At 72.9% G+C, this 22434-nt stretch carries 21 protein-coding genes and 1 tRNA gene; 12 read left to right on the top strand and 10 right to left on the bottom strand.

The window, feature by feature from the left end; translation table 11 throughout:
• Positions 1 to 130: 130 nt before the first annotated feature.
• Complete coding sequence (locus U5911_RS02735) at positions 131 to 1612, top strand: right-handed parallel beta-helix repeat-containing protein (RefSeq protein ID WP_336035098.1); 1482 nt, start codon at positions 131 to 133, stop codon at positions 1610 to 1612.
• Positions 1613 to 1640: 28 nt separating this feature from the next.
• Here U5911_RS02735 and U5911_RS02740 read toward each other — a convergent pair whose 3' ends face one another.
• Positions 1641 to 5399, bottom strand: a complete 3759-nt coding sequence (locus tag U5911_RS02740; protein ID WP_336035099.1) for a PKD domain-containing protein — start codon at positions 5397 to 5399, stop codon at positions 1641 to 1643.
• Between the two features lie 233 nt (positions 5400 to 5632).
• Here U5911_RS02740 and U5911_RS02745 point away from each other — a divergent pair, with 233 nt between their 5' ends.
• The 3 genes from U5911_RS02745 (at position 5633) to U5911_RS02755 (ending at position 9266) form a co-directional block, all read left to right on the top strand.
• Positions 5633 to 6844: a glycosyltransferase family 2 protein gene (locus U5911_RS02745; RefSeq protein WP_336035101.1), complete on the top strand. Its 1212-nt coding sequence runs from the start codon at positions 5633 to 5635 to the stop codon at positions 6842 to 6844.
• A gap of 66 nt (positions 6845 to 6910) precedes the next feature.
• Positions 6911 to 8257, top strand: a complete 1347-nt coding sequence (gene glmM / locus U5911_RS02750; RefSeq protein WP_336035103.1) for a phosphoglucosamine mutase — start codon at positions 6911 to 6913, stop codon at positions 8255 to 8257.
• A 28-nt stretch (positions 8258 to 8285) separates the two neighbouring features.
• On the top strand, positions 8286 to 9266 hold the full coding sequence (locus U5911_RS02755) for a sugar phosphate nucleotidyltransferase (RefSeq protein ID WP_336035104.1): 981 nt from the start codon (positions 8286 to 8288) through the stop codon (positions 9264 to 9266).
• Between the two features lie 47 nt (positions 9267 to 9313).
• Here the strand turns inward: U5911_RS02755 and U5911_RS02760 are convergent, their stop codons facing one another.
• Positions 9314 to 9913: a DUF7344 domain-containing protein gene (locus U5911_RS02760; RefSeq protein WP_336035105.1), complete on the bottom strand. Its 600-nt coding sequence runs from the start codon at positions 9911 to 9913 to the stop codon at positions 9314 to 9316.
• A gap of 727 nt (positions 9914 to 10640) precedes the next feature.
• On the opposite strand from U5911_RS02760, the gene glmS reads away from it, so the two are divergent.
• The 3 genes from glmS to U5911_RS02775 all read left to right on the top strand — a co-directional run bounded on the left by glmS (position 10641) and on the right by U5911_RS02775 (position 13472).
• Positions 10641 to 12461: a glutamine--fructose-6-phosphate transaminase (isomerizing) gene (glmS, locus tag U5911_RS02765; RefSeq protein WP_336035107.1), complete on the top strand. Its 1821-nt coding sequence runs from the start codon at positions 10641 to 10643 to the stop codon at positions 12459 to 12461.
• A gap of 139 nt (positions 12462 to 12600) precedes the next feature.
• A complete protein-coding gene (locus tag U5911_RS02770) occupies positions 12601 to 13116 on the top strand; it encodes a DUF7344 domain-containing protein (RefSeq protein ID WP_336035109.1) in 516 nt (171 codons plus the stop codon).
• A gap of 77 nt (positions 13117 to 13193) precedes the next feature.
• Positions 13194 to 13472 (top strand): winged helix-turn-helix domain-containing protein, encoded by a 279-nt coding sequence (locus U5911_RS02775; protein WP_336035111.1) that lies wholly within the window; start codon positions 13194 to 13196, stop codon positions 13470 to 13472.
• 313 nt (positions 13473 to 13785) lie between these two features.
• Here the strand turns inward: U5911_RS02775 and U5911_RS02780 are convergent, their stop codons facing one another.
• A complete protein-coding gene (locus U5911_RS02780) occupies positions 13786 to 14181 on the bottom strand; it encodes a DUF5658 family protein (protein WP_336035113.1) in 396 nt (131 codons plus the stop codon).
• Between the two features lie 124 nt (positions 14182 to 14305).
• On the opposite strand from U5911_RS02780, the gene U5911_RS02785 reads away from it, so the two are divergent.
• On the top strand, positions 14306 to 14455 hold the full coding sequence (locus U5911_RS02785; protein ID WP_336035115.1) for a DUF7837 family putative zinc-binding protein: 150 nt from the start codon (positions 14306 to 14308) through the stop codon (positions 14453 to 14455).
• 574 nt (positions 14456 to 15029) lie between these two features.
• Here the strand turns inward: U5911_RS02785 and U5911_RS02790 are convergent.
• The 3 genes from U5911_RS02790 to U5911_RS02800 all read right to left on the bottom strand — a co-directional run bounded on the left by U5911_RS02790 (position 15030) and on the right by U5911_RS02800 (position 16285).
• On the bottom strand, positions 15030 to 15326 hold the full coding sequence (locus U5911_RS02790; protein ID WP_336035117.1) for a HalOD1 output domain-containing protein: 297 nt from the start codon (positions 15324 to 15326) through the stop codon (positions 15030 to 15032).
• Positions 15327 to 15454: 128 nt separating this feature from the next.
• Positions 15455 to 16024: a DUF8173 domain-containing protein gene (locus U5911_RS02795; RefSeq protein ID WP_336035119.1), complete on the bottom strand. Its 570-nt coding sequence runs from the start codon at positions 16022 to 16024 to the stop codon at positions 15455 to 15457.
• Positions 16025 to 16211: 187 nt separating this feature from the next.
• Positions 16212 to 16285 (bottom strand) — tRNA-Val (locus U5911_RS02800).
• An 82-nt stretch (positions 16286 to 16367) separates the two neighbouring features.
• On the opposite strand from U5911_RS02800, the gene U5911_RS02805 reads away from it, so the two are divergent.
• Together U5911_RS02805 and U5911_RS02810 are read left to right on the top strand one after the other, a co-directional pair.
• A complete protein-coding gene (locus U5911_RS02805) occupies positions 16368 to 16907 on the top strand; it encodes a DUF192 domain-containing protein (protein ID WP_336035121.1) in 540 nt (179 codons plus the stop codon).
• Positions 16908 to 16979: 72 nt separating this feature from the next.
• Complete coding sequence (locus U5911_RS02810) at positions 16980 to 18899, top strand: ABC transporter ATP-binding protein (RefSeq protein WP_336035123.1); 1920 nt, start codon at positions 16980 to 16982, stop codon at positions 18897 to 18899.
• 118 nt (positions 18900 to 19017) lie between these two features.
• Here the strand turns inward: U5911_RS02810 and U5911_RS02815 are convergent, their stop codons facing one another.
• The gene (locus U5911_RS02815) at positions 19018 to 19311 is read right to left on the bottom strand and encodes a DUF5789 family protein (protein WP_336035125.1); all 294 of its coding nucleotides are present in this window, start codon (positions 19309 to 19311) and stop codon (positions 19018 to 19020) included.
• Between the two features lie 144 nt (positions 19312 to 19455).
• Between U5911_RS02815 and U5911_RS02820 the strand changes: the two genes are divergently transcribed.
• Positions 19456 to 20193: a creatininase family protein gene (locus U5911_RS02820; protein ID WP_336035126.1), complete on the top strand. Its 738-nt coding sequence runs from the start codon at positions 19456 to 19458 to the stop codon at positions 20191 to 20193.
• A gap of 9 nt (positions 20194 to 20202) precedes the next feature.
• Here U5911_RS02820 and U5911_RS02825 read toward each other — a convergent pair whose 3' ends face one another.
• From U5911_RS02825 to U5911_RS02835, 3 genes are all read right to left on the bottom strand, one after another.
• Positions 20203 to 20622 carry a DUF5790 family protein gene (locus tag U5911_RS02825; RefSeq protein WP_336035128.1) on the bottom strand — a complete coding sequence of 140 codons (420 nt, stop codon included), beginning with the start codon at positions 20620 to 20622 and terminating at the stop codon, positions 20203 to 20205.
• 174 nt (positions 20623 to 20796) lie between these two features.
• The gene (locus tag U5911_RS02830) at positions 20797 to 21123 is read right to left on the bottom strand and encodes a dihydroneopterin aldolase family protein (RefSeq protein ID WP_336035130.1); all 327 of its coding nucleotides are present in this window, start codon (positions 21121 to 21123) and stop codon (positions 20797 to 20799) included.
• Positions 21124 to 21146: 23 nt separating this feature from the next.
• Positions 21147 to 21515, bottom strand: coding sequence for a hypothetical protein (locus U5911_RS02835; protein ID WP_336035132.1), 369 nt, complete (start codon positions 21513 to 21515; stop codon positions 21147 to 21149).
• An 82-nt stretch (positions 21516 to 21597) separates the two neighbouring features.
• Between U5911_RS02835 and azf the strand changes: the two genes are divergently transcribed.
• On the top strand, positions 21598 to 22356 hold the full coding sequence (gene azf, locus U5911_RS02840) for an NAD-dependent glucose-6-phosphate dehydrogenase Azf (protein ID WP_336035134.1): 759 nt from the start codon (positions 21598 to 21600) through the stop codon (positions 22354 to 22356).
• The last annotated feature ends 78 nt before the right edge of the window (positions 22357 to 22434 follow it).

Raw genomic sequence — 22434 nt, forward strand, 5'->3', positions numbered from 1 at the left:
CGTAACCGACCCCTTCCGGACGGCGCTTCGCGCTGGAGGCCGCCGGCGACGAACCGGCCTCGTCGACGCGTCGTCCCCCGTGAAGGGGCTGGCTTACAATGGGGGCGTACGGTCTCGGTAGGCGACGACCATGCACTCGAAAAGCATCAGGTGTTCGACGGGCGCGGCGGTCGCGCTCGTCGCAGTGGTCGTCGCCGCGAGCGCGCTCGCGGGCACCGCCGCGGCGGCCGGAGCGACGCCGGTCGACGCCGCTGGCGTGACGACGGTGTCGGCCTGCGGGACCATCGACGAGCCGGGCGAGTACGCGCTCACCGCGAACCTCACGAACGTCACGGGCGACGGCTGCTTCGACGTGACCGCGGACGGCGTGACGCTCGACGGCGACGGCCACGTCGTCGCCGCCGGGAACGCCAGCGGTGCCGCCGTCGCGGCGACCGACGCCGGCGACGTGACCGTCACCGGGTTCGCGTTCGAGGGGTGGGAGACCGGCGTCGCCTTCGGCGGCGTCGAGGACGGCGCCGTCACCGGGAACGCCTTCGAGGACGTCGGCGTCGTCGCCGTCTCCCTCGAGGGCGCGACGAGCGGCGTCGACGTCGCGGACAACGACGTCTCCGGCGGCACGAGCGGCGTGACCGTGGACGCGTGGCGGAACGGACACGCGGTGGCCGGGAACGACTTCGCCGACCTCACGGGCACCGCGGTCACCGTCGCCGCGGACGACACGGCGGTCCTGAACAACACGGTCGCGAACGCGAGCGGCGGCGCCGTCCGCGTCAGCGGGGCGCGGTCGGTCCTCGTCGCCGGCAACGACGTGGAGCGCTCGGTCGGCGGCGTCGCCGTCTCGAACGCCGCCGACGTCACCGTCCGCGGGAACGCCCTCCGCGCGACCGACGGGCCGGCGGTCAGCGTCGTCGGCGAGAAGCCGGACGCGCCGTCGATGCGCGAGTTCGTCGTCCAGCACTGGCAGACCACGCAGTTCGGCGTCCCCCTCTACGGCGACGCCGGCGCGCTCGCCGGCCGGGACAGCGAGGAGACGAACCGCGTGCTGAACAACACGGTCGCGGACACCAGCGGCGACGGCGTCCACGTCGGCGACACCGTCGACGTGTTCGTCGCGACCAACGACGTCACCACGAGCCGCGACGGCGTGCACGTCCACCGGTCGTCGAACGTCACGGTCGCGAACAACTCGGTCGCGGACAACCGCGACGACGGCGTCCACCTCGCGAACGCCACCGACAACACCGTCCACGGCAACGACGTCGCCGCGAGCGCCGACGACGGCGTCTACGTCGTCGGCAACGGGAACGCGGTGACGAACAACACGGTCTCCGGGAGCGGGGACGACGGCATCGACCTCCACAGCGCCGACGGCGCGGCCGTCCGCGCGAACACCGTCACGGGCAACGGCAACGACGGCGTCTACCTCCGCAACGTCCGGAACGCCACGGTCGCGAACAACACCGTCCGGGAGAACGTCGACGACGGCATCGACCTCCGCGGCTCGACGAACAACACGGTCGTGGACAACCGGGTCTGCGGGAACGAGGACCGCCAGGTCACCGAGCGGAACGGGTCGACGGACAACACCTACCGGAACAACGGCTGCTGACGGCCGGGCGGGCCGTTCAGCCGTCCGCTCAGTGCTCGCGGCGCGCGGCGACCGCCAGCGCCGCGGCGAGCACCGCGACGGCGGCCGCCGCCAGCCCGAACCCGGGGACGCCGCCGCCGGACTCGCCCGTCGTCCCGGTGGTCGACGCCCTGGCGCCGTCGCTCGTCGGCTGGACCTCGACGGACGTCGAGGCGTTCCCGACGACCGCCTCGTAGGTGCCCGCGGCCTGGATGCGGCGCTCGAACGTGACGCGCTCGCGCTCGCCGGCCGGCACGGTCACCGTCTCCGCGGCGACCACCTGGCCGAAGAGCTCGAGTTCGACGTCGGTCGACCCCTCGGCCTCGCCCGTGTTCTCGACGACCGCGGCGACCTCGAACGGCTCGCCGGCGGTCGCGGGGCCGTCGACGGACACGTCGCTGACGGCGATGTCGGGCTCGCGCGGTTCGACGTTCACGTGGTGTTTCTCGCCGCGGTCGACCTCGACGGTCTTCTCGCCGGGCGTCTCGAACTCGTAGGTGAACGTCAGCGTCCGCGTCTCGTTCGGCGCGAGTTCGACCTCGCGGTCCTCGAGCATCTCGTCGCCCACCTCGAACTCGACGGACTTCGTGCCGGTCGCGTTCCCCTCGTTGGTCACGGTCGCCTCCGCGACGATCGACTCGCCGACGAGCAGCGTGTCCGTCGACAGGGAGACGTTCGCCGGTCCGATGTCCGGCTCGCGGTCCGGTTCGGGCTCGGGCTCCGGGTCGTCGCCGCCACCGCCTCCGCCGCCTGCACCGCCGCCACCGCCATCGCCGCCGTCGCCTCCGTCACCACCACCGCCGCCATCGCCGCCATCGCCGCCATCGCCGCCATCGCCGCCATCGCCGCCGTTTCCACCGTCGCCGCCATCGCCGCCATCGCCGCCATCGCCGCCGTCGCCGGTGTCGGCCTCGTCGACCTGGACCGTCGCGTTCGCGGTGGCGGTGGCGTTCGTGGTCGTCTCCACGGTGAGACTGACGGTGTACGTGCCGGGTTCGTCGTAGGTGTGGTCGACCTGCGCGCCGGTCCCGGTGGCGCCGTCGCCGAACGCCCACTCGTAGGCCGCGATGCGCGGCGCGGGCGTCGAGTCCGACGCGTCGAAGGCGACCGCCTCACCGGCGGTCGGGTCGTCGGTGGCGACGTCGACGACGGCGGTCGGGTCGTCTGGGTCGACGACCTGGACGGCGGCGGTCGCCGTGTCGTTCAGGCCGTCGTCGTCCACGACGGTGACCGCGGCGTCGTACGTCCCGGACTCCTCGTAGGCGTGCTCGAGCACCGGCTCGTCGGTCTCCTCGTCGACCTCGCCGTCCCCGTCGACGTCCCACTGGTAGGCCTCGATCTCGCCGTCGTCGCTGGAGGCGCGCGCGTCGAGGGCGGCCGCCTCGCCGACGGCGACCGTCTCCGGCGCCTCGAGGCTGGCGTTCGGCGGGACCGTGCGCTCGCCGACCGCGACAGCCGCGGTGGCGGTCGCCGTCCGGCCGTCGTCGTCGACCGCGGTGACGGCGACCTCGTAGTCACCGGGCTCGTCGAACGCGTGCGTAATCGTCGCCGACGTCGTGTTGCCCTCGACCTCGCCGTCGCCGTCGACGTCCCAGCGGAACTCGACGACCTCGCCGTCGTCGGTCGACTCGCTGGCGTCCAGGGTCACCGTCCGGTTGACCTCGGTCGACGCGGGCGCGTCGAGGCGCGCGGTCGGCGGCCCCGTGACGCGCAGCGGCGCGGACGCGGACGCGGTCGCGCCCGCGGCGTCCACGACGGTCACCGCGACCTCGTAGTCGCCCGAGTCCCCGTACTCGTACTCGAGGACGGAGTCGTCGGTCTCCTCGTCGACCTCGCCGTCCCCGTCGACGTCCCACTGGTAGGTCTCGATGCCGCGGTCGTCGCTGGAGTTGCTCGCGTCGAGGGCGACCGCGTCGTCCACGGAGGCGTTCGCGGGCACGTCGAGGCTGGCGGTCGGCGGCTCGTTCGGCGCCAGCACCTCGACGCTCGCCGAGTCGCTGTCCGTGGCGTTCGCGGTGTCGACGACCGTCACCGTCACCTCGTACGTGCTGTTCGACTCGTAGACGTGCTCCAGCACGGGGTCGGACGTGTTCCGCTCGACGGCGCCGTCGCCGTCGACGTCCCACTCGTAGCGCTGGATGCCCTCGTCGTCGGTCGACTCGCTGGCGTCCAGGGCGAGCGTCTCGTTGACCGTCGCCGTCTCCGGCGCGTCGAGGCTGGCCTCGGGCGGCTGGTCGACCGCGCGCACCGTCACGTTCGCCGTCGCCGTCGCCGTCGCGCCCGCGACGTCCACGACGGTGACCGCCGCGGTCACGTTCCCGGACGCCTCGTAGGCGTACTCGAGGACCGGGTCGTCGGTCTCCTCGTCGACCTCGCCGTCCCCGTCGACGTCCCACTGGTAGGCCTCGATGCCGCGGTCGTCCGTCGACTCGCTGGCGTCCAGGGTCGCTGGCTCGCCCTCGTCCACCGCGTCGGGCGCGTCGAGGCTGGCGGTCGGCGGCTCGTTCGGCGCCAGCACCTCGATCGCCGCGCCGGCGGTGTCCGTGGTCCCGGCGTCGTCGACCACCTCGACGGTCGCCAGCACCTCGCCCGGGTCGGCGTACGACACGTCGACGGTCGGCGCCGTCGTGTTCCGCTCGACCTCGTCGTCGCCGTCGACGTCCCAGCGGTACTCGACGATCTCGCCCTCGTCCGTGGAGCCGCTGGCGTCCAGGGCCACCGTCTCGTTCACTTCCGCGGTCTCCGGCGCGGTCAGGTCGGCGTCCGGCGGCGTCTCCGGCTGGGTGACGTCGACGGTCGCCGTCGCGTCGTCCGCGTTCCCGTACGCGTCGAAGGCCGTCACGGCCACCTCGTAGTCGCCGGGCTCCTCGAACGTGTGCGCGAGCGCGCCGTCCTCGGTGACGCGGTCGACCTCGCCGTCGCCGTCGAGGTCCCACTCGTAGCCGACGACGTCGCCGTCCTCGTCGGCGGAGTCGCGGGCGTCGACGGTGACGCTCTCGCCGGCCTCCGTCGCGTTCGGCGCGTCGAGGCTGGCGGTCGGCGACGACTCGACGCAGCCGCCGCTGTGCACGAACGCGCGGCGGTCGCGGTCGAGCTCCCGCTCGGTGCCGTCGGCGCCGACGACGGTCCACGCCGTCACGCGGTACTCCTCGCTCCCAGAGTAGCTCCAGTCGCCCCAGTGGTCGGCGTCCTCGTTGAACCCGGGGTCGACCGTGACGGGGCCGTCGAGGTCGCCGACGCCGCGGAACGCGCCGCCGTCGGTCCGGTTCGGCCCCCACTTCCAGTCGACGGTGGTCTCCGTGTCGCCGACCGTCCAGTCGTCGTCCCGGCCCGGGTACTCGTCGTCCTGGACCGCCCACTCGCCGTCGGCCGGCAGCCCGCTGTACGTCATGGTGAGCGTGCTGCCGCCGTCCTCGTCGCCGAGCTCGTCGTGCAGCGCGACGAGACTGGCTCCCTCCGAGCCCTCGTAGAAGAACAGCACGCTCTCCTGGCTCGCCTGGTACTCCCTGGTGCCGTACGAGCTGTAGGTCAGCGCGAACGGGTTCCCCGTGATCTCGGGGTAGGGGTTGCGGTAGTCGTAGAACTCGGTGACGTCCTGGCTGGTGTTCGTGACCGGCGAGACGGCGGTACACGACGTGCCCTGCGAGACCGCGAACGTGGACGCCTCCTGGGCGGCCGTCGGCGCGGGGAGGACGCCGACGACCGGCGCGGCGACCACGGCGACGACCACGACCACGACGAGGCTGTCGACGGAGAAGCGAGTGGCCATTGCTGTGGGAGTGGCCGCGTGTCGGCCTTTGTTATGGACGAGTTTCGTCGTCCACGCGCCGACTAACCGGGCCGATTCGAGCGGTTCGAGCGCGTTCGCGGCGGTTCTCCGGGTCGTCGTCGTCGGCGCCCGATCGCCGTCGACCGCGGAAGGCCGGTCCCGGCAGGCGACGGGTAACAATACTTCACTCCCGCCTACGCCGGGACAGCACGCCGGTCGCCGGCGCCCCAACAATGTACCGAGGCCACACTACAGCCGTCGTCGTCCCCGCGTACAACGAGGAACCGTTCGTCGCGGACACCGTCGCGTCGGTCCCGGAGTTCGTCGACCGCGTCTACGTCGTCGAGGACGGCTCCACCGACGACACCTGGGCGGAGATCGTGTCCGCCGCCGCGGCCGAGAACGCCCGCCACGACGGCGACCGCTTCGAGCAGCGCGTCGTCCCCATCCAGCACGAGCGCAACCGCGGCGTCGGCGGCGCCATCAAGACCGGCTACCTGCGCGCCCGCGACGACCGCATCGACCTCACGGCGGTGATGGGCGGCGACGGCCAGATGGAGCCGGAGATGCTCGGCGAGCTCTTCGACCCCATCGTCGACGGGGACGCCGACTACACGAAGGGCAACCGCTTCCTCGGGCGGACGGGCCGCGGCGACATGCCGGCGTTCCGGTTCGTGGGGAACGCGACGCTCGCCGCGCTGACGAAGGTCGCGAGCGGCTACTGGGAGAGCGGCGACCCGCAGAGCGGCTACACCGCCATCTCGCTGCGCGCCCTCGAGACCGCGGACGTGGAGTCGATGTACGAGTTCTACGGCTACTGCAACGACATCCTCGTGAAGCTGAACGTCGCCGGGATGCGCGTCGTCGACGTCCCCCGGCCCATCACGTACGGCGACGAGGAGAGCCACATCAAGTACCGGACGTACGTGCCGCGGGTGTCGGCGATGCTCGCGCGGAACTTCGTGTGGCGGCTGAAGACGAACTACCTCGCGTTCGACTTCCACCCCCTGGTCGCGGCGTACGCGGCGGGCGGCGCGGCGTCGCTGACGGCGGTCCTCGCGGCGGTCTGGGCGCTCCCAGGCGTGGGGTCGTTCGGCACGCCGCTCGCGCGCGGCGCCGTCGCGGCGGCGTTCGCGCTGCTCGGCGTGCTCGCGCTCGTGTTCGCGATGGTGCTGGACCGCGCGGACAACGCCCACCTCAACGACACCGTCCACCCGGCCGGCGACCCGACCGGCGGCGGCCCGGAGCGCGGCGAGCGCGAGCTCGCCGCGCTGACGGACGGCCGCGGGCACGCCGGCGGGGACCGCACGGTCGCCGTCGAACTCGACCCCCAGGAGTGGGCGTACGTCCTCGACGGCGGCGGGGGCGACCCGCCGAGTCCGGTCGCGGAGCGGGTGCGCGAGCGCGTCCGGCAGGCGCGGCGGAGCGACGCCGCCGCGGACTGACGACGGCGGGTCGCGGACGGGGATACCCGGAGACTAACAAACTTGGTCGACGGCGCGTCTCCGGGCATGTTCGGGACCAGCGGAATCCGCGGCGAGTTCGGGGCCGACGTGACCGCGGCGCTGGCCCTGCGCGTCGGTCGCGCGGTCGCCTCCGAGGGGAGCGGCCGCGTGGTGGTCGGCCGCGACCCCCGGCGGACCGGTCCCCTGCTGGTGGACGCGGTGACGGCGGGGCTCCGCGAGTGCGGGGCGAACGTCGTGACGGTCGGCGAGGTGCCGACGCCGACGGTCGCGCGGGCCGTCGAGTGGTACGACGCGGACGCCGGCGTCGCGGTGACCGCCTCGCACAACCCGCCCGCGGACAACGGCCTGAAGCTCTGGAGCGCCGACGGCTCCGCGGTGGTCGGCGAGGAGCAGGCCGCGGTCGCCGACCGCCTCGAGCGGGACGCCTACGACCTCGCGGCCTGGGACGGCGTCGGGAGCGTGCAGTCGGCGTCGGCGGCGCGCCGCCGCCACGTGTCGGCGGTCGTCGACGCCGTCGCCGTCGACCCGCCGCCGAGCGTCGTCGTGGACGTCGGGAACGGCAGCGGCCGGCTGACCGCGACGGCGCTGCGGCGGCTCGGCTGCGAGGTCCAGACGCTGAACGCGGTGCCGGACGGCGAGTTCCCGTCGCGGCCGAGCGAGCCGACCGCCGAGCACTGCCGGCGGCTCTGCCGCGTGGTCGCGGAGTCCGACGCCGACCTCGGGGTCGCCCACGACGGCGACGCCGACCGCATGCGCGCGGTCACGGAGACCGGGCGGTTCGTCCCCGGGGACGTCCTGCTGGCGCTGTTCGCGCGCGACGAGGCGGCCGTCGGCGACCGCGTCGCGGTGCCCATCGACGCGAGCATGGTGGTGCGGGACGAGCTGGCGTCGGTCGGCGCGGACACGACGTTCACGCGCGTCGGCGACGGCCACGTCGCGGCGCGCACGAGGGAGCCGGACGTGGTGTTCGGCGGGGAGCCAAGCGGCGCGTGGATCTGGCCGTCGCTGGCGCGGTGCCCGGACGGCGTGCTGGCGGCGGCGAAGGTGGCGGCGCTGGTCGCCGACCACGGGTCGCTGGACGCGCTCGTCGACGACGTCGCGGCGGTGCCGATCCGCCGCGACACCGTGCGGACGGACGCCCGGCGCGCGGTCGTCGAGCGCGTGCGGTCGCTGGTCGCGGACCGCTACGAGCGCGTGACGACCGTCGACGGCGTGCGCGTCGACGCCGCGGACGGCTGGTTCCTGGTGCGCGCGAGCGGCACGGAGGAGGTGGTCCGCGTCACCGCGGAGGCCCGGGACGGCGACCGAATGCAGTCGCTGTTCGAGACCGCACGAACGCTGGTGACGACGGCGGCGGACGCGGTCGGCGCGGAGACCGACGCGGCGGGTTAGCGCGCGAGTAACGAGGCCGCAGCGTCGCGTGCCACCGACCACCATGCAGACGGTCCTCCTCGCGACCGACCGCCGCGCCGGCCCGCTGTCCGCGGTCGCGTCGCCGCCGATGCTGCCCGTCGGCGACCGCCCGCTCGCCGCGCACGCCGCCCGCGCCGCCGCGGCCGCCGGCGCCACCGAGCTCGTGTTCGCCGTCGACGACAACGCCGGTCACGTCCAGTCGCACTTCGGCAGCCGGTACGCCGGCGTCCCCGTGACGTACGCGTTCCCGGACGGCCCCGGGGTCGTCGCGGCGCTGGACGCGGTCGCCGACCGCCTCGACGGCGGCGCGGTCGTGCTGGACGCGGCGCGGCTCTACGACCCGGCGGGGGTCGCCGCACTGTTCGAGCACGACGCCGCCGTGGGCGTCCGGGGGGGCGACCGCGGGAGCGCCGACGAGGGCGCGGGGACCGTCCCGCCGCCGCTCCGAGCGGCGGTCGACGGCGTCGACCGCGGGGCGTCGCTGGCCGCGGTCGTGCGCTCGGTCGTCGACGACCCGGTGAGCGTGGACGTCGGGGACGCAGTCGCGGTGCGGCGACCGGCCTCGCTGGTCGCGGCGAACCGGCACGCGCTCGCGGGCGCGCCGGCGACGCCGCCGAGCAGCCTCCCGGGGAGCACGGCCGTGAGCGGTCGCGTCGGCGTCGCGCCGGACGCGTCCGTGGCGCCGTCGGCGACCGTCGAGGGGCCGGCCCTCGTCGCCGGCGGCGCGACCGTCGGCCCGGACGCGGTCGTGTCCGGTCCGGCGGTCGTGGGACCGGACGCGGTCGTCGAGTCCGGCGCGCGCGTCGAGTCCGCGCTGCTGCTGGAGCGCGCGACCGTCGCCGCGGGGGCGGGGGTCGTCGGCGCCGTGCTGGGGCCGGGCTGTTCGCTCGGCGCGGACGCCAGCCTCGCCGGCGTCACCGGGGACCGGGGGCGCGGCGCGGCGGCCGTGGTGCCGGACGTGCGGCCGGCGCGGCTCCGCTACTGGTAGCCGGGAGCGGCACGCGAGCGGTCCAGGGCGGGCGCGCCCGGCGGCCGTCACTCGGTCCGCGTCGAGCGGTACGCGAACGCGAGCACGGCGACGAGGAAGACGACGACGACGCCGGTGGCGACGGCGTACGCCTGGACGAACTGCGCGAGGAAGAACAGGGACGCGAACGCGATCGAGCCGCCGACGTGGACCGGGCCGACGGGGTCCTCGCCCGGTTCCTCGGCGCCGACGTCGAGGTAGTCGTACAGCGGTTCGACGTTCGGTCCGGGTTCGATGCGGCCGCGGTCCTGGTTGAACGCGACGACGCCGGCGTCGTCCATCTTCGGCAGGTGGCACTGGTAGAGGCCGATGTAGACGCGCTTGCGCTGCTGGGCGTTCAGCTGCTGGACCGTCGTGTCGTTCTCGATGGCGGCGATGTGCTCGGCGAGCTCCCCGATGGTGGTCGGCTCGTCGGTGTCCCTGACGTACTGGAGGACGAGTCGCCGGCGGCGGTTCTTCAGAATCTCGAAGGTGACGTCCAGCGGGAGTTCGTCGGCGTCGTCCCGCGACGCCGACCCGCCCTCGACGGTCGGTTGCGCCGGCGGACCGACGCCCTCCGGTTCCGCGTCTGGTCCCGATTCACCCCCGGTCTGTGTCGCTTCTAGCATTGGTGTGGTGTCGGTGTCGTTGCGTTCGGTTGCCGGTTCCGCTCCGCCGAAGGGACGGCCGCAGCCGGCGCGTCGGCGGTCGTGACGCTCGAGTCGCTGCGGGACGCGTCGTCACCGACGGTCGCGCGTTGGTCGCTCCCAACCACGATTCGTGCCCAGTCGTCGGACCCGCGTCTGACGCGGGCGCCTGGGTACCAACACGTACGTACACGAACATAAATGTTTGGTAGCTGATGACACAGGACCGTTCGTCTCCCGAGCCCGCGCTCGCCGCCGCGAAGACGAATACTACCGCTCCGACCCCCCACAGTCGGCGGTCCGACGCCGGGGCCGACGGAAACCGGCGACGCGGCCGGGTCGACCGCCCCCACCGGGAGACAGCAACTTTCGAACATGTCCGTCCTGCAAGCCTCGGGCTATCGCCTTAGTTATCCATTAGCTATGGCGGGTAGGCGCGGCCAAACCGCCCCACCGGTCCGGACCGCGTCCCGCCCCGACGCCGCGCCGCCCCCGGATTGTGCGGCATAACCTCGCGAGCGCGCCGCCAACCGCCGAATAACAATGCCCGGATGCCACGATTGGCGAACGTTACCTCGGTCGGTAAGCGCGCGTAAACACTCATGACCCGAAACGCCACCTCTCGGCCCGACACCCCGCAGGCGCACAGCGACGCGCCGTCACCGCCAGCTGACGCCGGACCCCCACAGGACGCCCACGGAGGCGACGCATGTGCGGAATAACGGCCGTCGCCGGCCCGGGCGACGAGGACGTCGTCGACGTCCTGCTCGGCGGCCTCCGCAACCTCGAGTACCGCGGCTACGACTCCGCGGGCGTCGCGACGCCCGGCGACGGCGGCGTCTCGGTCGTGAAACGCGAGGGCGGCATCGACGACCTCGCGTCCGCGCTCGACGCCGCCGCCGTCGCCGGGAGCGTCGGCGTCGGCCACACGCGCTGGAGCACGCACGGCGCCCCCACTGACGCGAACGCCCACCCCCACACCGACTGCGACGACCGCGTCGCCGTCGTCCACAACGGCATCATCGAGAACTACTCGACGCTCCGCGAGGAGCTCCTGGCGCGCGGGCACTCGTTCACCAGCGACACCGACACCGAGGTCGTCCCCCACCTGGTCGCCGAGCGCCTCGCCGCGGGCGCGTCCGCAGCGGAGGCCTTCCGGGACACCGTCGCCCGCCTCGACGGCCGGTACGCGGTCGCGATGGTGGTCGACGGCGAGGACGCCGTCTACGCCGCCCGCGACGGGTCGCCGCTCGTCGTCGGCGTCGGCGACGACCGGCGGTTCGTCGCCAGCGACGTCCCCTCGTTCCTCGAGCACACCGCCGACGTCGTGTTCCTCGAGGACGGCGACGTCGTCCGCGTCACCGCCGACGACCACGTCGTCACGGACGCCGACGGCCGCCGCGCCGACCGCGACGTGAACACCGTCGACTGGCAGCCCGAGGACGCCGAACGCGACGGCTTCGACCACTACATGCTCAAGGAGATCCACGAGCAGCCCGCCGCCGTCGAGCGCGCCGTCAACGGCCGCATCACCGCCGCGGGCGGCGTCGACCTCGACGGCTTCCCGCCGGGGTCGTTCGGCGACGTCGACGACGTCCAGATCGTCGCCTGCGGCACCTCCTACCACGCCGCGCTGTACGCGCGCCAGCTGCTCGCCGAGCGCGGCGTCCCGACGCAGGTGTTCAGCGCCGGCGAGTACGCCACGACGCCCGCGCCCGTCGGCGACGACACGCTCGTCGTCGGCGTCACGCAGAGCGGCGAGACCGCGGACACGCTCGCGTCCCTCCAGGCCGCCGCCGACAGGGGCGCGCGCACGCTCGCCGTCACGAACGTCGTCGGCTCCACGGCCGCCCGCACCTGCGACGACGCGCTGTTCATCCGCGCCGGCCCCGAGATCGGCGTCGCCGCCACGAAGACGTTCTCCTCGCAGGTCGCGACGCTGACGCTGCTCGCCGAGCGCCTCGCGGAGGACGTCACCGGCAGCGTCCCCGAGGAGCGCGCAGCCGTCCTGCGCGCGCTCGAACGCCTGCCCAGCGACCTCCAGGACGTCCTCGACCGGGCGGCCGTCGAGCCCCTCGCCGCGCAGTTCCGCGACCGCGACGGCCACTTCTTCATCGGCCGCGGCGTCGCCTACCCGGTCGCCCTCGAGGGCGCGCTGAAGTTCAAGGAGATCACTTACGAGCACGCCGAGGGGTTCGCCGCGGGCGAACTGAAACACGGCCCGCTCGCGCTCGTCACCCCGGACACGCCCGTGTTCGCGGTGTTCTCCGGCCGCCACGACGACAAGACCCTGAACAACGTCGAGGAGGTCGCCAGCCGCGGCGCGCCGGTCGTCGGCGTCGCCAGCGAGGAGTCCACGGACGTCGTCGACGCGGTCGACGAGTTCCTGCCGATCCCGGACACCCACCCCGTCGCCGCGGGCGTGCTCGCGAACGTCCAGCTCCAGCTGGTGTCCTACCACGTCGCGGACCTCCTGGGTCGCTCCATCGACAAACCGCGGAACCTCGCGAAGAGCGTGACAGTAGAGTGATCACTTCCGACTCGCGGCCGGCACCGTCGCGCCAGCCCCGGCGGGACAGCGCCGCGACTCGAGTACCGCGGCGGCGACGCCGCGACCGCCAGCCGCGGAACCGACCGCGAGGACCACCGGCCACAGACAGCGCCCACCGATGTCCAACTCAGAGCCAGACACCCTGACTCAGGACACCGTCTACGACCTCCTGAGCAACGCCCGACGCCGGTTCGTCCTCTCGTACCTCCGGCGCCGCGACGAGCCAGTCGAGCTCAGCGAGCTCTCCCAGCAGGTCGCCGCCTGGGAGAACGACACCGACGTCGAGGACCTCACCGACCAGCAGGTCAAACGCGTGTACGTCTCCCTCTACCAGACCCACGTCCCGAAGCTCAGCGACGCCGGCCTCCTCGAGTACGACAAGGACGCCGGCGAAGTGGCACTGACGTCGGCGGTCGACCAGCTGGAGACGTACCTGCCCGACGAGGGCGACGGGGGCGTGCGCTGGCAGCTCGTGTACGGCGCCGTCGCCGCCGCCGGCCTCGTCGCGTACGCCGCCGTGATGGTGTTCCCGGCGGCGTTCGCGTGGGTGTCGATGCCGACGCTCAACCTCGTCATCATCGCGGCGTTCGCGGTCGTCGCGACCGCTCACTACGCCTCGCGGAGGTGGTGGTGACGCATGCTCGGAGCAGCCGCGCCACCACGAGCCGCGGGCGGACGCGCCGGGCGAGCGCCGACGGAGGTGAGCCAGCGGTGACCCCCGACTGGGACGTGGTCGGCTACGTCATCAGCTCCGACCACCGCACGCTGGTGCTCGGGCGGCTCGCCGAGGGGCCGGCGACCCCCACGCAGATCGCCACGGACGTCGACCTCGCGGCGACGCACGTCTCCCGGGCGCTGAACTCGCTGCGCGAGCGCGACCTCGTCGAACTGCTGGTGCCCGAGGAGCGCCGGAAGGGCCGCGTCTACGGCATCACCTCGGAGGGCGCGGAGGCCTGGGAGGTCATCCAGGCGAAAGACCTCACCGAGTGACGGCGCGCGCTCGTCACCGCTGACGGGGCGCGCTCGTCACCGACCGACGGCCGTGCGCTCGTCACCGACCGAAGGAGGGTCGGTCCGCAATCGCATCGACCGACGGACGCGACTCTCGCCGGCTGACGGCTCTCGCCTGCTGACGGACGCTGCCGGCGAGCGGGGTGCTCGCCGGGTGCCGCGAAGGGGAGAAGGGGGGGATGGGGTGAGGGGGCGGGTCCGGAGCGGTGGGGGAGCGACGGTACGCGGTCGCACGCGTCCTCCCCGTTCGTCATGTCGCCGCGTTCCACCTTTGTTAATCGGTGCGTGGCCGTCACGCGGCGGCGAGTACGACGGCGTTACGCGCCGCGACGGCGGCGTTCGCGGCGACAGCGAGCCCGTACCCGGTCGCGCGCACGGCGACCGGTCCGCGCTCGACGCCGGTCCGGGCGGCGACGGCCGCGCCGGCCTCCGTGACGAGCGTGACCGCGACGACGGCGGCGGCGCCGAGGACCACGAGCGCCGCCGGGACGCCGAGCGCGGCCATCGCGGCCGCGGCGACCGGGTTCGCCTCGCGGACTGCTGGCTCGCCGGCCAGCCCGACGAACGTCGTCGCGGCGTCCGCGGCCTTCGACGCCGCGACTGCCGCGACCGCCACCCACGGGACGTCGGCGAGCCTGGGCGCGTCGGCGGGCCGCGGCGCCTCGCGGTCGCGCGCACGGGAGTGCATCGCCGCCACGTCGGCGCCACCGCCGGTTTGTTATGCGTGCGCTGCGCCGGCGGCGGTCCGTTCGCGGCCTGCGAGCGGCCGGTAGTGGGGTGGTAACGAAGCGCTCGGCGGCCGTGCTGGCGGTATGAGCCAGCGGCAGCGACGGCTCGGCGACTGTCCGGTCTGTGGCGCGTCGCTCCCGGAGGACGCGTTGCTGGCGGCCTACGAGGCCGACGGCTGGCCGGCGTTCGCCGCCGAGTGTCCGGACTGCGCGGCGGTCGTCCACCCGAGGTAGCGCCGCGTCAGGCGGAGCATAACGAAGCACGGCGGCCGCCTGCGTGCAGTCGCCATGCGAGTGAAACTCCTCGCGGCCGCGCTGTTCGTGGCCGTCCTCGCCGCACTGTTCGCCGAACGACGCACCCGCCCCGACCTCGAAGACGAGTACGCCGACTGACGCCGCGGAACCGGCTCCGGCGCCGGGCGGGGCTCCACCCCGCCGCCGTCGCGCGTTCTCCCGCCGTCCGCGCCGCCCCCGAACTCCGCGTTCCTGCAGTAGCGTCCACCTGAACGCCGGTTACGTGAACTATTACTATACCCGTCTGGCGTCAAGAACGGAGGCGATGGCACACAGGATCACCGAGGCCGACCAGCGGCGGATGGCGGAGTTCGCGAACACGCCGAAGTACCGGCGCAACCCGGACCTCCTCGAGCCGGACGACGAAGACGAGGAGTGAGGACCGCCGGTAGGCCGGCGTGAACGGGGCGGAATCGACTCTTCTCGCTGTTCTTTCGCGGCGTCGACGCGCGCGCCCCGACCCCCGGGTGCGTCCGTCCGCCGCCGCGCTCACCCCATCGGCCGAACGGCGACCTCACCCGGCCGGTCGAACGGCGACGAGTCCAGTGCCGTCGACGCGCACGGAGAACCCGGCGTAGTCGAACGTCAGCGCGCCGTTCCGGTCGGCCTCGGCGAGCGACCGGACGGCGTCGTCGAGCGCGTCCGGGTCGACAGCAGCGAACAGCGGCGGCAGGTCGCGGACCGTGCGGTCCGCCGCCGCCGCGACGGCCTCGAGGACGCCGGTCGACGGGAGCACCGACGACCAGTCGTACCGGCGGCGCGTGACGCGGGCACCGGCGTCCGCTCCGCCGCCCGTGTCGCGTTTCGCCATACCAGGCCGTCGCCGGCGACCGACAAAACCCTGTTGTGACGCGTTGGTGTCGACTACACTCACGTCGTCGACGGATTGGTGGCCGGGTAGCGAAGCGAGCGGGCCGTCGCGGTCCGCGACGGCGCCCGCTACGCCCCGAACCGCGCCCGCAGCACGGCGCCGAAGCCCGCCGCGCCGACGCACAGCGCGAGCAGCGCACCGAGACCGGACACCGCGAGCAGGCCGTTCAGCGCGGCGGCGACCACCAGCGGCTTCACCCAGCCCCCGAGGGCGCCCGGCTCCCGGTCGGCGGCCGACGCCCCGCCCGCCCCGGCGTCGGGTTCGTCGTGGCCGACGAGCCGGTCCGCCACCGCGAGGAACGCGACCGCCGACCCCACCGCCCACAGCACGTACGCCACGACGAGCAGCGGCACCGCGAACAGGACGCCGACGATAGTGACCGCGAGCACCAGCGACGCGACGACGAGCAACACCACGCTGAACAGCCCGTACACGAACGACCCGACGGGGTCGTCCAGCACGTCGGCCATCCGCCGCTGGGTGTACGCGGGGAACACCGCCAGCAGGACCGCGCCCACCACCAGCGTCGTCACGAACGCGCCGACCGCGCCGCCGGCCAGCCCCTGGCCCAGCGACACGTTCACGTCCACGCCCCGCGAGGCCGCGACGACCGCCGCGGCGGCGACGGACTCGAGCATGCTCGTCGGCTTCGCCCGCACGCCGGATAAATCCCCACTCATTAACTGGTCTGGGCGGAGTCCCACCGATGGAAGACGGTCGCTCGCTGCGCTCGCGCTGCGTCATCCAGGGTTCGAATCCGCGACCCCACTACATTCGGTCGCTCGCAGCGACACACGCGTCGCTGCTCGGCGACGTCTCAGTAAGTGGGTTCGGGCGGATTCGAACCACCGACCTCGGCCTTGTAAGGGCCGCGTCATGACCAACTAGACCACGAACCCACGTTCGATGGGAACCGTCGCGCGGCCTAAACCGTTTCCCTTCGGCGGAACGCCCAAACCCCGGGACGCCGTACGCGGACGCATGGTTCGGCGCGTGCTCGCGGTGGCGTGTCTGGTCGTCGTCGCCGGCTGCACCGGGTTCGGCGTGGACGGCGACGGGGCGACGACGGAGCCGACAGTCACGACGACGACACCGACCGCGGAACCGACGACCGAGGCGACGAGCGACGCGGCGACCACGGTCGAGCGGCCGCGCGTGGTCGTGCTGGACGAGACGGACGAACGCCTGGGGGCGGTGACGGTCGAACTGGCGGAGAACGCCAGCGAGCGGTACACGGGCCTGAGCGAGCACGACTCCCTCGGCGCGAACGAGGGGATGCTGTTCGTCTACGGCGGCGAGGACGAGCGCACGTACGTGATGCGGAACATGTCCTTCGACATCGACATGGTGTTCGTGGGGGCCGACGGCCGCATCAACGAGATCCACCACGCGACCGTCGAAGCGGACGACGACGACCTGACGGGGTACGAGGGGTCCGCGAAGTGGGTGCTGGAGGTGCCGTACGACTGGACGACCGAGCACGGCGTCGAGGTCGGCGACCGAATCCGCGTCGAGCGCTGACACCGGGCGTGCAGGGAGTGTTTCGATTCGTAGGAAAGTATTTTTAACAGGTCGTCGCTTTGCCTCAGGAGAATGAGTACAGCGTTCGAAGACGACGACCCCTTCGAGGAACAACGCGAGGAGGTCGACAACGCGATGGTCAGCCTGTTCGACGGCTACGGGCGGGCCCACTGGTTCGAGGCGACGGTCGCCATCGTCGCCAGCGTGTTCGCTCGCGTGCTCGACCTCGCGCCGCCCGTCCTCCTGGGGCTCGCCATCGACTCCGTCATCCGGCAGAACAAGCCCTTCCTGCCGGTCCTCCCGCGGTCGTGGGTGCCCGCCGGCGACGAGGCCCGGCTCGTGTTCATGGGCGGGCTCATCGCCGCGAGCTTCCTGTTCGGGGCCGCCTTCCACTGGGTGCGAAACTGGGGGTGGAACGCCTTCAGCCAGCACATCCAGCACGAGGTCCGCACCGACACGTACGACAAGATGCAGCGGCTGAACATGGACTTCTTCGCGACGAAGCAGACCGGCGAGATGATGTCCATTCTCAGCAACGACGTCAACCGCCTCGAGCGGTTCCTCAACGACGGTCTGAACTCCGCGTTCCGGCTGTCCGTGATGGTGCTCGCCATCGGCGTCTACCTGTTCGCCGTGAACTGGCAGCTCGCGGTCCTGACGATGCTGCCGGTCCCCGTCATCGCGGTGTTCACGTACAAGTTCGTGAAGGCCATCCAGCCGAAGTACGCCGAGGTCCGGTCGTCGGTCGGCCACCTGAACTCGCGGCTGGAGAACAACCTCGGCGGCATCCAGGTGATCAAGACGTCGAACACGGAGGACTACGAGTCCGACCGCGTCGAGGACGTCTCCCAGGGGTACTTCGACGCGAACTGGGGCGCGATCACCATCCGCATCAAGTTCTTCCCGGCGCTGCGCATCATCGCCGGCGTCGGCTTCGTGCTGACGTTCGTCGTCGGCGGGCTCTGGGTGGTCAGCGGGCCGCCGCTGTTCTTCTCGGGGACCCTCGACGAGGGCGAGTTCGTGACGTTCATCCTGCTCAGCCAGCAGTTCATCTGGCCGATGGCGCAGTTCGGACAGATCATCAACATGTACCAGCGGGCGCGGGCGTCCAGCGAGCGCATCTTCGGGCTGATGAACGAGCCCTCGCGCATCGAGGAGAACCCGGACGCCGCCGAGCTCGTCGTCGACGACGGCGAGGTCGTCTACGACGACGTGACCTTCGGGTACGACGACGAGGAGACCATCGTCGAGGACGTCTCCTTCGAGGTGGCGGGCGGCGAGACGCTCGCGCTCGTCGGGCCGACTGGCGCCGGGAAGTCCACGGTGCTGAAGCTCCTGTTGCGGATGTACGACGTCGACGGCGGCGAGATCAGAATCGACGGCCAGGACGTCTCCGGCGTGACGCTGCCGAGCCTCCGCCAGCACATCGGCTACGTCAGCCAGGACACGTTCCTGTTCTACGGCACCGTCGAGGAGAACATCACGTACGGGACGTTCGACGCGGACCGCGAGGACGTCGTCGCGGCGGCGAAGGCCGCCGAAGCCCACGAGTTCATCACGAACCTCCCCGAGGGCTACGACACGGAGGTCGGCGAGCGCGGCGTCAAACTCTCCGGCGGCCAGCGCCAGCGCATCGACATCGCGCGCGCCATCCTCAAGGACCCCGAGATCCTCGTGCTCGACGAGGCGACGTCGGACGTCGACACGGAGACGGAGATGCTCATCCAGCGCAGCCTCGACCGCCTCACCGAGGACCGCACGACGTTCGCCATCGCGCACCGCCTCTCGACCATCAGGGACGCCGACCAGATCGTCGTCCTCGAGGACGGCGAGGTCGTCGAGCGCGGCACGCACGACGACCTCCTCGCCGAGGAGGGGCTCTACGCGAACCTCTGGGGCGTGCAGGCCGGCGAGATCGACGAGCTCCCCGACGAGTTCGTCGAGCGCGCCGCCCGCCGCCAGGCGGACGTCGAGGACAACGTCGACGACTGAAAGCCGGAGGTCGAGGGGTCTCGGACGTCACGACCGAAAACCGGAGGTCGAGGAGCTCTCGGACGTCGACGACGGCGACTGGTCGAGAGGCGCCTGCGACGGCGTCGAGGACGGGCCCTCAGAAGCTCGTCCGGTCGCCGCCGCTCGCCGTGCCGCCGCGGTCCGTGTAGTCGCGGCGGCCGACGCCCTCGCCGCCGATGCCGGCCTCGAGGGTCGCGACGAGCGACGCGGCGTCCGGGAACGCCGACTCGCCGTCGTCGACGCGAGCGAGCGCGTCCGCGACGGCCGCCTCGCCGCCCGGCAGGTCGAGCACGCGGTCGCCGTACTCGTCGAGGACGTCGGCTCTCTCGAGCGGGTAGTTCTCCTCGCCGAGTTCGCGCTCCAGCGCGCGGAGTGTGACTGTCTCGCTCACGCCAGGTGGTTCGGCGGCCGGACGGAAGCCCGTTGTGGCGGCCCAGACGGGACGCGGCACCGCGTCGGCGGCGACCCGCGAGCGCGAGCGGACGGACGTCCGCGAGGGGCAGAGTACAAACCCGGGGCGCGCGTTGGCCCGCGTATGCGACTCGCGGACGCGACCTGGACGGACGCGGCTGCCCTGGAGACGGACCTGGCGCTGCTGCCCGTCGGGAGCACCGAACAGCACGGCCCGCACGCGCCGCTCGGCACGGACCACTTCACGGCGGAGACGGTCGCGACGGCGGCGGCGTCGAACTACGAGGGCGAGGTCGTCGTCGCGCCGGCGCTGCCCGTCGGCGTCTCCGAGGAGCACCGGCAGTTCACGGGGACGCTGTGGGTGTCCCCGGACACGTTCCGCGCGAACGTCCGCGAGGTCGTCGCGAGCCTCGCGAGCCACGGCTGGGACCGCGTGGTCGTCGTGAACGGCCACGGCGGCAACGTCCCCGCGCTCGGCGAGGTCTGCGAGCGCGTCACCCGCAGCGAGGACGCGTACGCCGTGCCGTTCACGTGGTTCGACGCGGTCGGCGACCACGCCGACGACATGGGCCACGCCGGCCCGCTCGAGACCGCGTTCCTCCGGCACAGCCACCCGAAGCTCGTCCGCGAGGACCGCGTCGCGGACGCCCGCGACGGCGCCAGCGACGGCTGGGGCGAGTGGCGCTCGCACACCAACCTCGCGGCGGACGTCGCCGAGTTCACGGAGAACGGCGTCGTCGGCGACCCGTCGGCGGGGGACGCCGAGCGCGGCGAACAGCTGCTGTCCCTGGCGACGGACGCGCTCTGCGAGTTGCTGGACGCGGTCGCGGACCGCGACGTCTCGCGGCCGCCGCACAAGTAGCGAGCGGCGTTACTCGTCGTCTCCGGCGTCGTCCTCGTCCCCGTGCGCGTCCTCGAGCGCGGACCGGAGCTCCGGGATGGTCGCGGCGAGGTCGCCGACCTGGTCGCGCGCGGTCTCCAGGTCCGCGAGCACGTCCTCGACGGCCGCGATGTCGGCCTCCAGGTCGTCGGCGTCCTCGAAGGCGTCGGCGCGCTCCCCGACGACGAACGCCTTCTTCGCGTCGCGGAGGTGGTCCTCGACGTCGTCGACGTCGAGGGCGGACCGCAGGGCGTTCAGCACGCCGAGCGTGTTGTCCGACTCGACCTCCCAGATGTCGTCGGCCTCGGGGAGTTCCTCGCGGGCGGCCGCGAGGTGCTCCTCGACGTCCGCGCGCATCTCCGCGGCGGCCTCGCCGAACAGTTCCTCGTCGTCCAGGGATGACTGACTCATGTCACGTGATTCGCCCGCGGCCGGTTTAAAAGTGCGCCCCGGAGTGGACGTGAACGCGGGTCTCCACGGGAGTCCGGACCGGCTCGCCCGTGGTCACCGCCGCCGACTCGACGGCAGTCCGGACCCACTCGTCCGCGGTCGACGTCCCCCTCCACTCGCCTCCCGCTCGGCCTCTCACTCGACGCGCACGAGTTCCATCAGGGGGTAGCCGTCCCGCATCGCCATCTCCGCGACCGCCTCGCGGCCCTCGTACGCGACGACGAGTTCGACCTCCATGTACTCGCCAGTCAGCTCCGTGTAGCCGTGGGTCGTGTCCAGTTCCCCGGTGAGGATGTCGACGGTCACGTCCTCGCAGAACGGCTGGTTCTCGATGGACTCCTCGATGGCGGTCTCCAGGCTCGCGGCGCTGGCCGGACTCACGGGCGTCCCCGCGAACTGGTGGTACAGCGCCCCGAACTTGATGCCCGCCTCGAAACACGCCTGCTGGACGTCGGTCGCCATACCGGGACTGCGTGCGGGCGGCGTTAAGCGTTGTCGCTGCCGACGCTCGCGAGCACCACGGCGAACCCGAGTACGCCCGCTGCCACGCCGACGCCGACGCCGGCCTGTACCCACGTCGGCAGTCCGTCGCCGGACATCGCCAGCGCCGCGCCGGCGAGCGCTCCCGGCCCGGCGGCGACCTGCAGCGTCGGCTGCACTGGCACGCGCTCGGTCGCCACGAGCCACGCGCCCGCGGCGACCGTCGCCCCCGCGACGGCCGCCAGCGACCGCACCGCCGCCGCGAGCGGCGACGACACCGGCACGCCGAACAGCGCGTACGCCGCCGCCACCGCGACGAGCGCGCCCAGTCCCCCGATTCCCCAGCTAACGCGTCGCTCCGTCCGCGTCGCCATACGCGAACTCGTCTGTGGGGCGACGTGTTAAACGGTGCGAACCGCACCTTTCATTGCCCCGGTCGTCGAGACTCACAACCGAATGGACGACCCGGTCCTCCTCACGGGCGCCTCCGGGCGCGTCGGCCAGGCCATCCTCGACGGCATCGGCCGCGACTACGACTGGCGGCTGCTCGACCGCGAGCCGCCGACGGGCGACACCGACCACGAGTTCGTCGTCGCGGACGTCACCGACGAGGACGCCGTCCGCGAGGCCGTCGAGGGCGTCGGCGCCGTCGTCCACCTCGCCGGCGACCCGCGCCCGGAAGCCCCCTGGGAGAGCGTCCTCCGGAACAACGTCGACGGCACGCGCACCGTCCTGGAGGCCGCCGTCGACGCGGGCGTCGAGAAGTTCGCGTTCGCGTCTTCGAACCACGCGGTCGGGCACTACGAGACCGACCGGCGGCCCGACCTCTACCGGGCGGGCGACGACTTCCGCCTCGACGGCACGGAGCTGCCGCGTCCCGGCAATCTCTACGGCGTCTCGAAGGCCTCCGGGGAGGTCCTCGGGCGGTACTACCACGACGAGTACGGCCTGTCGTTCGTCGCGGTCCGCATCGGCAACCTCACCGAGGGCCACCCGCCGATCGACTACGAGCGCGGCCAGGCGATGTGGCTGTCGGGACGGGACTGCGCGCACCTCTTCGACCGCTGTCTCGCGGCGGACTACGACTACGAGATCGTCTACGGCATCTCCGACAACGACCGCAAGTACTACAGCCTCGAGCGCGCGAAAGACGTCCTCGGGTACGAGCCGCGGGACAACTCCGCGGAGTGGGACGGCGCCGAGAAGGTCGCCTGACCGGCCCCAGCGGTCGCCCGCGAGGGCGCGTAGTCCGGCGAATTCGCGGGTCGTCACGGGTTGTCACGCAGAGGTGGA

The sequence above is a fragment of the Halobacterium yunchengense genome, assembly GCF_037031165.1.
In the GTDB taxonomy this organism is placed as follows: Archaea; Halobacteriota; Halobacteria; order Halobacteriales; family Halobacteriaceae; genus Halobacterium; species Halobacterium yunchengense.